8 protein-coding genes are annotated in these 12,960 nt (G+C 76.3%); 4 read left to right on the top strand and 4 right to left on the bottom strand.

Annotated features, from left to right (window positions below; all coding sequences use genetic code 11):
• Positions 1-71: 71 nt before the first annotated feature.
• Positions 72-3,344, bottom strand: a complete 3,273-nt coding sequence (locus tag J5O08_RS03225; RefSeq protein ID WP_308281303.1) for a DNA polymerase III subunit gamma and tau — start codon at positions 3,342-3,344, stop codon at positions 72-74.
• Positions 3,345-3,911: 567 nt separating this feature from the next.
• Between J5O08_RS03225 and J5O08_RS03220 the strand changes: the two genes are divergently transcribed.
• The 4 genes from J5O08_RS03220 to J5O08_RS03205 all read left to right on the top strand — a co-directional run bounded on the left by J5O08_RS03220 (position 3,912) and on the right by J5O08_RS03205 (position 8,156).
• Positions 3,912-4,823, top strand: a complete 912-nt coding sequence (locus J5O08_RS03220; protein WP_218705404.1) for a MetQ/NlpA family ABC transporter substrate-binding protein — start codon at positions 3,912-3,914, stop codon at positions 4,821-4,823.
• Positions 4,824-5,410: 587 nt separating this feature from the next.
• On the top strand, positions 5,411-6,310 hold the full coding sequence (locus J5O08_RS03215) for a MetQ/NlpA family ABC transporter substrate-binding protein (RefSeq protein WP_218705403.1): 900 nt from the start codon (positions 5,411-5,413) through the stop codon (positions 6,308-6,310).
• Positions 6,311-6,426: 116 nt separating this feature from the next.
• Positions 6,427-7,497: a methionine ABC transporter ATP-binding protein gene (locus J5O08_RS03210; protein WP_218705402.1), complete on the top strand. Its 1,071-nt coding sequence runs from the start codon at positions 6,427-6,429 to the stop codon at positions 7,495-7,497.
• A gap of 59 nt (positions 7,498-7,556) precedes the next feature.
• Entirely contained in the window at positions 7,557-8,156 is a 600-nt protein-coding gene (locus tag J5O08_RS03205) for an ABC transporter permease subunit (RefSeq protein ID WP_210417435.1), read from the top strand.
• Positions 8,157-8,252: 96 nt separating this feature from the next.
• Here the strand turns inward: J5O08_RS03205 and J5O08_RS03200 are convergent, their stop codons facing one another.
• The 3 genes from J5O08_RS03200 to J5O08_RS03190 all read right to left on the bottom strand — a co-directional run bounded on the left by J5O08_RS03200 (position 8,253) and on the right by J5O08_RS03190 (position 12,854).
• A complete protein-coding gene (locus tag J5O08_RS03200) occupies positions 8,253-9,710 on the bottom strand; it encodes an FAD-binding oxidoreductase (RefSeq protein WP_218705401.1) in 1,458 nt (485 codons plus the stop codon).
• Positions 9,707-10,915, bottom strand: a complete 1,209-nt coding sequence (locus J5O08_RS03195; RefSeq protein ID WP_308281302.1) for an alpha-hydroxy acid oxidase — start codon at positions 10,913-10,915, stop codon at positions 9,707-9,709. The genes J5O08_RS03200 and J5O08_RS03195 overlap by 4 nt, the downstream gene beginning before the upstream one ends.
• A 139-nt stretch (positions 10,916-11,054) precedes the next feature.
• Positions 11,055-12,854, bottom strand: a complete 1,800-nt coding sequence (locus tag J5O08_RS03190) for a serine/threonine-protein kinase (RefSeq protein ID WP_218705400.1) — start codon at positions 12,852-12,854, stop codon at positions 11,055-11,057.
• Positions 12,855-12,960 lie beyond the last annotated feature (106 nt).

Here is a 12,960-nt window from a genome sequence, read left to right as displayed (position 1 = left end):
TGGGGACGACGCACGACCACCGCACCTGTGGACGACTCGGCGTTCCCCTCGAACGGCTCGCCGGCCGAGGGTCAGTAGCCCTCGTCGACCGGCTCGTCGATGACCGTCGCACCCAGCGCCTGGGCGAGGAGCGGGATGCCGGACAGGCTGCTGGAGCCGATGTCGGGGTCGTCCATGGACGGCTCGTCGTCGGCCCAGGTCACTCGGGGCGCGGTCGCGACAGCGCCTCCGCCGGCTGCGGCCGCCCGGGCGGCGGCGCGGACCCGGTCCGCGCCGCTCGTGGGCGCCGACGACGGCGTGACGGCCGCAGCCGGGCGCGCGGAGGACTCCGCCGCGTACGGGTCGGGGCCCGGGTCGGGGGGAAGCGGGACGTCGCGCGCCCAGTCGTCGTCCGGGGGCTCCGGAGCACCTGGGTCGTCGGGGTGCGGGTCCCACGGCGGCGGCGCGCCCGGGTCGGTGGCCGCGGGGCGGGCCGCGGGACGGCCGGTCCCGGCTCCGCGCGCGGTGGCGCGCTCCTCCCGGGTGGCACCGCCGCTCGACCCGGCATGGTCGCCCGCGCCTCGAGCAGACGCCGCCGACTTCGGGTCGGCGCCGGCCTCATCCGCTGCTCCCGCCCGGCTCTCGGCACCGGCGCGCCCGCGAGCGGCGGACGGGACACCCAGGACGGCGTCTCGACCGTCCGGGCCACCGTCACGGCGCGGCCGCTCGCCACCGTCCGTACGCGGTTCGGCGGGGGTCTCGCGGTCGTCGCCGCCCTCGGGTCGCACGTCGACGCGGGCGGTCGTGGTGCCGGACGAGGCGCGGGTGCCGCCGAGCGGGGCCACGACCGGCCACCCGTCGTCGGACACCGCGACGACCGGCACCCGCTCACGCGCCACGCCGACAGGGGCGACCGCCGGGCCACCGGGCGCCGCAGACCCGTCGGGTACCGGCGCCTGCTGCTCCCGCTGGTCGACGGGGAGGTCGGCCTGCCCCGCGCCCGCACCGGGCCGGTCGGCCTGACCCGCGACCGCACGGGCGCGGTCGGCCTGACCCACCTCCGCGCCGGGGCGGTCGGCCTGCACCGTGCCGGCGTCGGAGCCGTCGCCGGACGCGCCGTCTGTCTCGGCCCCGGACCGACCACCGGCCGCGGGCGTCACGGTGGCGGAGGACCAGGGATCCGCCGCGTCGGGGTCGTCGTCCGCGGGCGTGTCGACGCCGGACGGAGCCGGCGCAGCGGTGTCGTGCGGCGCCCGCGCCGCCTCCACCGGGCTGGGTACGGGAGCGGGGACGGGCGCCGGTCGAGCGGCGTCCCAGGACGCCGCGGCCTCGGCCGCCGACGGCGCGCCGCCTCCCCGACCCGCGGGCGAGGGCGTCGCGGGACCGGGCCGTCCCGCGGCCGGGGCGCCGTCGCCGGACAGCACCGGCTCGACCTTGACCGTGAACCCGAGCGTCTCGCGCACGGCCTGCTGGACCAGGTCGGCGTGCGGGCCGGACCGGAACGCCGACGCGAGCCCGGGGGCGCCGAAGCCGAGCTTGAGGGTCGTGGCGTCGAGCTCGACGACCTGCGCGTTCTGGCTGATCAGCACCCAGGTGGTCTTCTTGAGCCGGGCCAGGGTGTCCAGGACCTCGGGCCAGCGGCGGCGGAGCATCTCGGTGTCGCCGCCCCCGGGGGCACCGGCGGGGCGCTCCGGCGGGGCCACCGGCTCGGCGGTCGGGACGTCGTGCGGGACCGGCGCGCGCTCGGCCGTGGGGGCGACGGCGGGGACGGGTCGGTCGGACCCGTCGGCCGACGCGGGACCGTCCGCCGGACGCCGCTCGTCGGCCGGCGCCGGACCCTCCGCCGGGCGTCGCTCGTCGGCCGGCACCGGAACGGCGGGTCGCCGCTCGTCCGCCGGGGCGTCGCCGTCCCCGGCCGGGCCGTCGACGGCACCCGCCTCGGCACCGGGAGCCGCCGGGGTCGACTCCGCGGCGTCGTCGACCGTGCCGGCTCCGTGCGCCGCGTCCGGGGTCACCGGTGCCCCGTCGTCGTCGGCGACACCCTGCGGCGTCGACGCGGCGGCCGACGCCTCGGGCAGCGGGGCCGGCGGCGGCGTCACGACGGCCACCCGCTCGACGGGCGCGGCAGGCGCGAACGCGGGGGCGGCAGCGGCGGCGGCCGGCGCGGCGGGCGCCGTCGGCGCACCCCCGGGGCCCGACGCGACGCGCACGCCCTCGCGCTCCAGCCGGTCGACCCGCGCCCCCAGGCCCGAGGCGGAGTCGTCGAGCGCGGGCAGGAGCAGGCGCGCCATGAGCAGCTCGAGGTGCAGCCGGGGCGAGGTGGCGCCCGTCATCTCGGACAGCGCGGCGTTCACGAGGTCGGCCGACCGGGACAGCTCGGCCGCACCGAGGTGCGCGGCCTGCTGCTGCATCCGCGCCATCTGGTCGCCGGGCACGTCGCGCAGCACCGCCGCCGCGGCGTCGCCGGAGGCGGCCAGCACGATGAGGTCGCGCAGCCGCTCGAGCAGGTCCTCCACGAACCGTCGCGGCTCGTGGCCGGTCGAGATCACGCGCTCGACCACCCGGAACGCGCTCGCGCCGTCCCGGGCGGCGACCGCCGCCACCAGGTCGTCCAGCAGCGACGCGTGGGTGTAGCCGAGCAGGGCGACGGCGTCCTCGTAGACCAGCCCGTCCGGGCCGGAGCCGGCGATGAGCTGGTCGAGCACGGAGAGCGAGTCGCGGACCGAGCCGCCGCCGGCGCGCACCACGAGCGGCAGCACGCCGGAGCCGACGGTCACGCCCTCGGTGGTGCACAGCTGGTCCAGGTAGCCGACCATGACGTCCGGCGGCACGAGCCGGAACGGGTAGTGGTGCGTGCGGGACCGGATGGTGCCGATGACCTTGTCGGGCTCCGTCGTCGCGAAGATGAACTTCACGTGCTCCGGCGGCTCCTCGACGATCTTGAGCAGCGCGTTGAAGCCCTGCGGCGACACCATGTGCGCCTCGTCGAGGATGAACACCTTGTACCGGTCGCGGGCGGGGGCGAACGTGGCGCGCTCCCGCAGGTCGCGCGCGTCGTCGACGCCGCCGTGGCTGGCTGCGTCGATCTCCACGACGTCGAGGCTGCCGGGGCCGCCGCGGGCCAGCTCGACGCAGGACTCGCACACGCCGCACGGGGTGTCGGTCGGGCCCTGCGCGCAGTTGAGGCAGCGGGCGAGGATGCGGGCGGACGTCGTCTTGCCGCAGCCGCGCGGGCCGGAGAACAGGTACGCGTGGTTGGTCTGCCCCGAGCGCAGCGCCTGCCGGAGCGGCGCGGTGACGTGGTCCTGGCCGACGACCTCCGCGAAGGTCTCGGGCCGGTAGCGGCGGTACAGGGCTGTCGTCACCCCAGAACTCTAGAGGGGACGGCCGACATCCCGGGACCCCTCCGGGAGGAGCTGGGGACCGAGCCCGGCGAGCGGTCGCGACGCACGGAGACCCGGCCACGCCGCGGCCGCCACGGCCCCTGACGCGTCACGTACGCGTCACCGCGTCCCACATCTCGGACGCACTGTTCCATCAAGCGAGACGCACGGCTAGGTTCGCCGTCATCGCGGGCCAGGTCGGCCCGCCCGACGCCCGAGGAGGAGGCAGCCCGATGCGCCAGCACGCCACGACCACCTGCCGCCCCTCGATGTGCGCCGCCGCGCGGGCCCTCGCCTGTCGCTGTACCGCCGCGGCCTGACCGCGAGCGGTGCCGGCGGCCGACCGAGCCGCCACCCGGGCCACGGCCCGGCCCGGGGCCCACGCCGTCCCGGCGCACCGCACCCGCGCAGCGCCGCCCTGCGCCGCTCCCCCGGCTCCTCCCCCGCGAGGCAGCCGACCCGTAGCCGCGCACCCCGCACCACCCCCGACCCCGCAGCACCCCCGACCCGGCACGTCCCCTGCCGGGCCCACCCGAGAGGCACACCCCCATGAAGCGCAGACTGACCGCCTGGATCGCCGCGATCGCCGCCACCGCGTCGCTCGCCGCCTGCGCGTCCGGCGGCGGCGAGAGCTCGGCCGGTGCCACCGCGACCGCCGACGCGGACAACCGCGTCACGGTCCGCGTCGGCGTCACCGACAAGGCCCAGGAGTACTGGACGACGTTCACCGACCTGGCCGCGGACGAGGGCATCGACGTCGAGCTGGTGAACTTCACCGACTACACGCAGCCCAACCCGATCCTCAGCTCGGGCGACCTGGAGCTCAACCAGTTCCAGCACCTGCTGTACCTGGCGAACTACAACGTGAACTCCGACGACGACCTGCAGCCGATCGGCTCGACGGCGATCTACCAGCTCGGCCTCTACACGACCAAGGGCTACGCCTCCCCGGAGGACGTCCCGGAGGGCGCCGAGATCGCCATCCCGAACGACGTGGTGAACCAGGCGCGCGCGCTGCTGGTCCTGCAGTCGGCCGGCCTGATCTCGCTGGTCGACGGCGGCAACGCGTTCTCGACGCCCGCCGAGGTCGACGAGGCCGCGTCGAAGGTGAAGGTCGTCCCGGTCGACGCCAACCAGACGGCGGTGCAGCTGCAGAGCCTGGACGGCGCGATCATCAACAACAACTTCGCGACGGACGCGGGCATCGACCCGACCACCGCGATCTACTCCGACCTCGAGGACACCGACACCGCGCGGCCGTACCTCAACCTCTGGGTCGCCCGGGCCGAGGACGCCGACAACCCGGTCTTCCAGCAGCTCATCGAGATCTACCACTCGCCCGAGGTCACCGACCAGCTGGTGGAGGAGAACGGCGGCACCGCCGTGGTCGAGGACGTGCCGGCCGACGAGCTGCAGTCCGACCTGGCCGACCTCGAGGACCTGGTCCGCGAGAACGCCTGAGCACCCGGTGGACGGCGCCGGCCCCGCGACGGGGTCGGCGCCGTCGGCGCGTCGGTGGGCGCCGGGGGGGCGCCGCAACCCCGTTCGGTGGCGGGACCGCGGCCCCGGTGGCACCGTGATCGCGCGGCACCCGGGGTGCCGTGAGACCCGCGGACGCGGCGCTCCCGGCGGGTGCTAGGGTCGCCCGCGTCCGCCCCCACCCAGGGACAGGAGTCGAGCACGTGAGCACCCACGCCGCTTCCGAGCGCCGCGCGCAGCCGATGCGTGTCATGGCCGGGGCGTCCTGCGGGCTCATGTGCTGTCGCCAGCGAATGTGCTGACGCTGCACCCTCGCAGCACGGCCCTCCCGCGGCGGACGTCCCGCCCGGCCCGACGCTCCTGAGCGAGCCGACCGGCCCGACGGGACACCTCCTCCCGGCCCCGATCCCCGACGGCCCGCCGTCCGGCCCGGGGCCCCGCCGGTCGGCCGAGACCCCGGCGCCGCGGCCTGGCCGCACGCCACCGCCCCGCGGGCCCGGCCACCGGCCCGCACGGGGCTCGCCCCGAGCCGAGCCCCACGCTCAGATCCACCGGAAGGCAGCACCACCATGAAGCGCAGACTGACCGCCGCCCTCGCCGCCCTCGCCGTGGGTGCCCTGGCCGCCTGCTCCGGCGGCGAGCCCGCGGCCGCTCCGACCACGGCCGACCCGGACAACCCGGTGACCGTGCGCGTCGGCGTGACCGACAAGTCGAAGGCCTACTGGACGACCTTCACGGACCTCGCGGCCGAGGAGGGCATCGACGTCGAGCTGGTGAACTTCACCGACTACCAGCAGCCGAACACCGTGCTCAGCGAGGGCCAGCTGGAGCTCAACCAGTTCCAGCACCTGCTGTTCCTGGCCAACTACAACGTCAGCGCGGACGACGACCTCGCGCCCATCGGCGCGACCGTCATCTACCAGCTCGGCCTGTACACGACCCAGGGCTACGCCTCCCCGGACGAGATCCCGGACGGCGGCGAGGTCGCCATCCCGAACGACCCGACCAACCAGGCGCGCGCGCTGCTCGTGCTGCAGTCGGCCGGGCTCATCTCGCTGAAGGACGGCGGCAACGCGCTGTCGACCCCCGCCGAGATCGACCAGGCGGCGTCCCGCGTGAAGGTCGTCCCCGTCGACGCCAACCAGACCGCGATCCAGCTGCAGGACCTGGACGCCGCGGTCGTCAACAACAACTTCGCCGCCGACGCGGGCATCGACCCGACCACGGCGATCTACTCCGACCTCGAGGACACGGACACGGCCCGCCCGTACGTCAACATCTGGGTGGCGCGGGCCGAGGACGCCGACAACCCGGTGTACGCGGACCTGATCGAGATCTACCACCGCGACGAGGTCATCGGCCAGCTCCTGGAGGAGAACCAGGGCACCGCGGTCGAGCAGGACCTCAGCCCCGAGGAGCTGCAGGCCAGCCTCACGGAGCTCGAGGACCAGGTCCGCGCCGCGGGCTGACGCACACGGTGCGCCGGGCGGCCCACGGGTCGCCCGGCGCACGACCGCCCGCCGGCGCGACGCCGGCACCCGCCACCCGCACCCCGCGGGCGACCCCCACCCAGGACGGTGACCCGATGACCGCGATGGTCTCCCTGCGTGACGTGACGAAGGTGTTCGACGGGTCCTCAGGTCCCGTGCGCGCCGTCGACGGCGTCACGCTCGACATCGAGCGCGGCGACGTGTTCGGCGTGATCGGCTACTCCGGTGCCGGCAAGAGCACGCTGGTCCGGCTGATCAACGCGCTCGAGGCGCCGACCTCGGGGCAGGTGGTGGTCGACGGCACCGAGCTCACCGGGCTCAAGGAGCGCGGCCTGCGCCCCGCGCGCGCCGGGATCGGCTTCATCTTCCAGCAGTTCAACCTGCTGAAGTCGCGCACGGTCGCCGCGAACGTGGCGTACCCGCTGCGGGTCGCGAAGTGGCCCAAGGCCAAGCGCGAGGCCCGCGTCAAGGAGCTGCTCGAGTTCGTCGGGCTGTCCGACAAGGCCAAGCAGTACCCCGACCAGCTGTCCGGCGGGCAGAAGCAGCGCGTCGGCATCGCCCGCGCGCTGGCGACGTCGCCGGCCCTGCTGCTCGCGGACGAGGCCACCAGCGCCCTCGACCCCGAGACGACCAAGGACGTGCTCGACCTGCTCCGCCGGGTCAACCGCGAGCTCGGCGTGACGATCGTCGTCATCACGCACGAGATGTCGGTCGTCTCCTACCTGTGCAACAAGGTCGCCGTCATGGAGCACGGCAAGGTGGTCGAGGAGGGCGACGTCTACCGCGTGTTCGCGGAGCCGACGCAGCCGATCACGCGCCGGTTCATCGGCGCCGCGCTGCACGACCGCCCGCGGCCCGACGTCGTCGCCCGGCTGCGCGAGCGGCACGCGGGCCGGATCGTCACGATCGCCATCCGGGAGAGCGAGGCGACCGCCGGCATCATCGTCACCGAGCGGCTGCGCGCCCACGGGATCGACGGGCACGTGGTGTTCGGCGGCATCACCGAGGTGAACTCCCGCCCGCTCGGCTCGCTCACCTTCGCGCTGGAGGGCCCGGACGCCGCGATCGACGCGTTCCTCGCCGACCTGCGCGCGCACACCGAGGTCATCGAGCACGCCCCCGACGGCGACCATGCCGGCCCCGCGAGCAAGGAGGTGGGCGCGTGAACTCCAACGGCGTCTCCCTGTGGCCCGAGCTCTGGCAGGCGCTCGGCGAGACCCTGCAGATGGCGATCGCCGCCCTGGCGATCGGCGGGCTCGCCGGCCTCGTGCTCGGCATCGCGCTCTACGTGACCCGCGCGGGCAACATCCTGGCCAACCGGCCGGTGTTCGTCGTGCTCAACGTGCTGGTCAACATCGTCCGGCCGATCCCGTTCATCATCTTCATCACCGCGGTCCGGCCGCTGACGCAGGCGCTCACCGGGGCGTCCTACGGCGTCGAGGCCGCGATCCCGGCGCTGGCGATCATGGCGACGTTCGCGACCTCCCGCATCGTCGAGCAGAACCTCGTCGCGCTCGACCCGGGCGTCGTCGAGGCGGCGCGCGCCATGGGCGCCGGGCCGCTGCGGATCATCGCGACCGTGATCGTCCCCGAGACGCTCGGCCCGCTCATCCTGGGCTTCACGTTCCTGTTCGTCGGCATCGTCGACATGACGGCGGTCGCGGGCGCGATCGGCGCCGGCGGCCTCGGCGACTTCGCGATCGTCTACGGGTACCAGCGGTTCAACGACGTGGTCACGTGGACCGCCGTCGCGGTGATCGTGGTGATGGTCCAGCTGGCCCAGTTCCTGGGCAACTTCCTGGCGCGCAAGGTCCTGCGCCGCTGACGCGCGTCGCACCCCGGTCCGCGAGGTCGAGGGTTTCCGGCGAGGTCGAGGGTTTCCGCCCGGCGATCTCGGGGAAACCCTCGACCTCGTCGGGTTCTAGAGCTTCTTGCCCGGGTTGAGGATGTTCCGAGGGTCCAGGACCTGCTTGATGCCGCGCTGGAGCGCCAGGACCCGGTCGCCCAGCTCGCCCGGCAGGGCGTCCCGCTTCTCGGTGCCGATGCCGTGCTCGCCCGTGACCGTGCCGCCGAGCTCGACCGCCAGGCCGAGGATCCGCGCGTGCGCCTCCGCGGCCGCGGCGACCTGCGCCGGGTCGGCCGGGTCGAACGCGATGACCGGGTGCAGGTTGCCGTCACCGACGTGCCCACCGGTGCCGATCGGCAGCCCGACCTGCGCGGAGATGTCGCCCAGCCGCTCCAGGAGCTCGGGCAGCCGGGTGCGCGGCACCGCGACGTCCTCGTTGATGCTGCCGCCGCGCACGGCCCGCATCGCCGGGTTGAACGCCCGCCGGGCGCGCAGCAGCGCGTGCAGCCGCTGCTCGTCGTGCGCGACGTCCACCGTCAGGGCGCCGTGCTCCCGGGCGATCGCCTCGTAGGCCGCGACGTCCTCGACGCCGCCGACCGCCTCGTCGGTGATCGCCAGCAGCATCGCCTCGGCGCCCGCGGGCAGCCCCGCCCCCGGGTCGTACGCGACGAGCGACGCCAGCACGACGCCGTCGAGCAGCTCCAGCGTCGACGGGCGGTGCGGGCTCGCGATGATCGCGTTCGCCGCCTCCAACGCGTCGGCCACGGTGCCGAACGTCGCGGACACGCCGCGGTCCGGGCCGGGCGCCGGCAGCAGCCCGAGCGTCGCCTCGGTGACGACCGCGAGCGTCCCCTCCGACCCGACGACCAGCCCCGTGAGGTCGAGCCCCGCCACCGCCTTCACGGTCTCCGGCGACGTCCGGACGACCTCGCCGTCGGCCAGCACGACCTCGAGCGAGCGCACGAAGTCCCGGGTGACCCCGTACTTCACGCAGCGCATCCCGCCCGCGTTGGTCGCGATGTTCCCGCCGATGGTGCTCTGCGCGTACGACGCCGGGTCCGGCGGGTAGAACAGCCCGCGAGCGGCGACCGCGTCGACCAGGTCCTTCGTGACGACGCCCGGCTGGACGACGGCGACCTGGTCGACCGGGTCGATCCGGCGGATCTCGGTCATGCGCGCCGTCGACAGCAGGATCGCGCCCGGGACGGCGTTGGCGCCGCCGGCGAGCCCGCTGAGCGCGCCCTGCGGCACGACGGGGACGCCGCGGGCGTGCGCGGCACGGAGCACGGCGGACACCTCGGCGGTGGTCGACGGCTGCACCAGGGCGACCGGCTCGCCGGTGGGCGGGGTCGCGGAGCCGTCCTGGGACCGGCCGCGCAGGGCGTCCGTGTCCGTCACCAGCGCCTCGGCGGGCAACGCGGCGCGCAGGTCGGCGAGGACGGCCGCGAGCACGGCGGCGTCCGGCGTCGCGGCGGGGGCGGCCGGGCCCGGGTCGGCGGGACCGGGGTCGACGGGCGAGCGGGTCTCGGTCACGGCAGCCTCACGTGCTCGGGGGTGAGCTCGGCCAGGGACCGCACGCCGAGCAGGCGCAGGGTCCGGGCGATCTCGGTGGTCAGGATGGTGCCGACCCGGTCGACGCCGCGCTCGCCGCCGGCCATGAGGCCGTACAGGTAGGCGCGGCCGAGCATGACGGCGCGCGCACCGTGCGCCACCGCGGCGACGACGTCCGCGCCGTTCGAGAAGCCGGTGTCGACGTACACCTCGGCCCGGTCGCCGACCGCCTCCACCGTGCCGGGGACGAGGGTCAGCGGCACCGGCGCCCGGTCGAGCTGCCGCCCGCCGTGGTTCGACAGCACGACGGCGTCGGCGCCCGCAGCGACCACGCGCTCGGCGTCGGCGACGGTCTGCACGCCCTTGACCACGAGCGGCCCGTCCCACTGCTCCCGCACCCACGCCAGGTCGGCGAGCTCGACCGTCGGGTCGAACATGTGCCCCGCGAGCTCCTCGATCGTCCCCTGCCAGGAGTCGAGCGTCGCGAACCGCAGCGGCTCGGTGGTGAGGAAGTTCAGCCACCACGAGGGGTGCAGCGCGCCGTCGACGACGGTCTTCACCGACAGCGCGGGCGGGATGCTGAACCCGTTCCGGTTGTCGCGCAGCCGCGCGCCGCCCACCGGGACGTCGACGGTGATGACCAGCGCCTCGTAGCCGGCGGCCTTCGCGCGCGCCATGAGCTCGGTCGAGGCGCCGCGGTCCTTCCACACGTACAGTCCGAACCAGTTCCGCCCGTCCGGCGCGGCGGCGGCCAGGTCCTCGATCGACGTCGTGCCCATCGTCGACAGCGTGTACGGGATGCCGGTGCGCGCCGCGGACCGGGCCACGGCCCGCTCGCCCTCGTGCTGCATCATCCGCGTGAAGCCGGTCGGGGCGTACAGGAACGGCGCCGCGGCGGGCCGCCCGAGCACCGTCGTCGACAGGTCGACGTCGCCGACGTCGCGGAGCACCGACGGCCGGAACTCCACGTCCCGGAGCGTGCGGCGGGCCCGGCGCAACGACACCTCGGCCTCGGCGGCGCCGTCCACGTAGTCGAAGATCGACCGCGGGGTACGCGCCCGGGCGATCGTCCGCAGGTCCCGCACCGTGTACGCCCGGGACAGCCGGCGGGCCACCGGGTCCAGCTCGAGCGGACGCATCCGCAGCAGGGGCCTGAGCTCGGACCAGGTCTGCAGCCGTCGCCGCACGTGTCGCCTCCTCGCCGGTGGGCCCGGCGGCTCCGGGCCCCGCCCGGGCACGGTAGCCCCGCGGGCGCGACGGGCGCGGACGCGTCTCAGCGGGCGACGGGCGGTGCCACGCCGGCCGCCGTCCACGCGCAGCGGCGGGTCAGCCCCCCGCGGCGGCCTGCTTGCGCTCGGCCCGCTCGGCCGCGTTGCGGTGCGCCTGCTCGTTCGCGTGCGCCGCCGGGCCGGGCCCGCCCTCCGTCACCCCGGGGGCGTCGCCGGCGGCCGGGCCGTCACCCGCGCCGGGGTCCGCCGCGCCGGGCTCGACCGCGACCGGGTCCGTCGCGCCGGGGGAGGTCGACACCTCGGTCAGCGCGCCGCCGGTCACCACCACGCCCTCCGCGGGTCCCGCCGTCCCGCCCGCGTCCGCGCCGTCCGCCGCGCCGTCCGCGGTCGTCGACGCCGCACCCGGACCCGTCGCGACGGTCACAGTGCCCGCCTCCGAGCCGCCCACGTCCGCCGCCTGCTCCTCGCCCGCCGGTGCCGCCGTAGCGCCGTCCTGCCGCGCCGACGGACCCTGCGACACCCCCGCGGGCTCCTGCGTCGTCGCCGCCGGGTCCGCCGCGGGGGCCTCGGGCGCCAGAGCGCTTCCCGCGACCACCAGCGCGGCCGCCACGCCGAGCACCGCGGTCCCGACGACCGCGCCGCGTCGCCGCCTGCGCGCGGTCGCCCCGGCGTCGTCCTCGGTGTCCCCCGGGCCGGCCGGGTCCGCCGCGCCGCGCTCCGCCGGGTCCGCCGCGCCGCCCTCCGCCGGCTCCGGCCGCAGCCCGACGAGCAGCCGGGGGTCGACGCCGAGCGTGGGCGCGTCGAGGTCCGCGTCGAGCCGGGCGTCGAGCCCCGCGTCGAGCGGCCCGTCGGGCAGCGGCCCGCTCGGGTGCTCCTCGAGCGCGCCGGGCTCGGCCGGCCCGCCGGCGCCGGGCAGCGAGACGGTGCCCAGCGGCACCGCTGCGGCCCCGATGTCCCCCGCCACCGGCCCGACGCCGAGCGCGCCCGGCCGGAGCAGCGCCCGCAGCTCCTCGGCCGCGCCCGCCGCGGTCAGCCGGTCCAGCGGGTCGAGCGCGGTCATCGAGCCGATCAGCTCCGCCCACCGCGGCCCGAACCGCTCCGGCAGCGGCACAGGCCGGTGCAGCCGCGCCACCGCGGACGTCAGCGCGTCCCCGGGGAACGCCCGCTCGGCGGTGAGGCACTCGACCAGCACCAGCCCGAGCGCGTACACGTCGGACGCCGCCGTGAGCCGGCCGCCGGTCGCCTGCTCCGGGCTGAGGTAGGACGGCGTCCCGAGGAGCTCCTGCGTCGCGGTCGCGGTCTCGTCGGCGCGCACGCGGGCGATGCCGAAGTCCGTCAGCTTGGTCCACGAGCCGCCCGCGCCGGACCGGCCGGCCGGGGGCAGCAGGATGTTGCCGGGCTTCACGTCCCGGTGCACGACGCCCTCGTCGTGGATGTACGCGAGCGCCTCGGCGACGTGCACGCCGACCAGGGCCGCGTCCTCGGCCGACAGCGGGCCCTCCGCGAGCCGGGCGGCCAGCGAGGGTCCGCGCACGAGCTCCATGACGAGGAAGTCCTGCACCTCGCCGCCGGGCAGCTCGGTGGTGCCGGCGTCGAGCATCATCACCAGGCCCGGGTGGGCGAGCCGGGCGAGCAGCCGCATCTCGGCGCCGTGCCGCTCCTCGTCGTCCGGGCCGCCCGCCGACGGATGGAACACCTTCACGGCCACGTCGCGGGCCAGCACCCGGTCGTGCGCCAGGTAGACCTCGGCCATGCCGCCGCGCCCGAGGCGCTCGCCGAGCGTGTACCGACCGCCGAGCACGGCGCCCGCGGGGAGCGCCTGCTCCCGGGGGCGCAGCCCGGCTCCGGGCGCGACGCCGAGGGCAGGCGCGGTCGCCTGCTCGAGATGGTCACCCATCGACGAACCTCCTCGACGTGGAGTACCAGGATCACCGGGGACCCTCGCACGCGCGCGTCGAGACGGGTGACGTCACCTGCACGGGGGAACGCCGCCAGCGGCCCGC

Origin of the sequence: Cellulomonas sp. PS-H5, from assembly GCF_019265565.1 — a bacterium.
Taxonomy (GTDB): domain Bacteria; phylum Actinomycetota; class Actinomycetes; order Actinomycetales; family Cellulomonadaceae; genus Cellulomonas.
The sequence above is the reverse complement of the archived record's forward strand: the minus strand, read 5'-3'. Positions and strand labels throughout refer to the sequence as shown.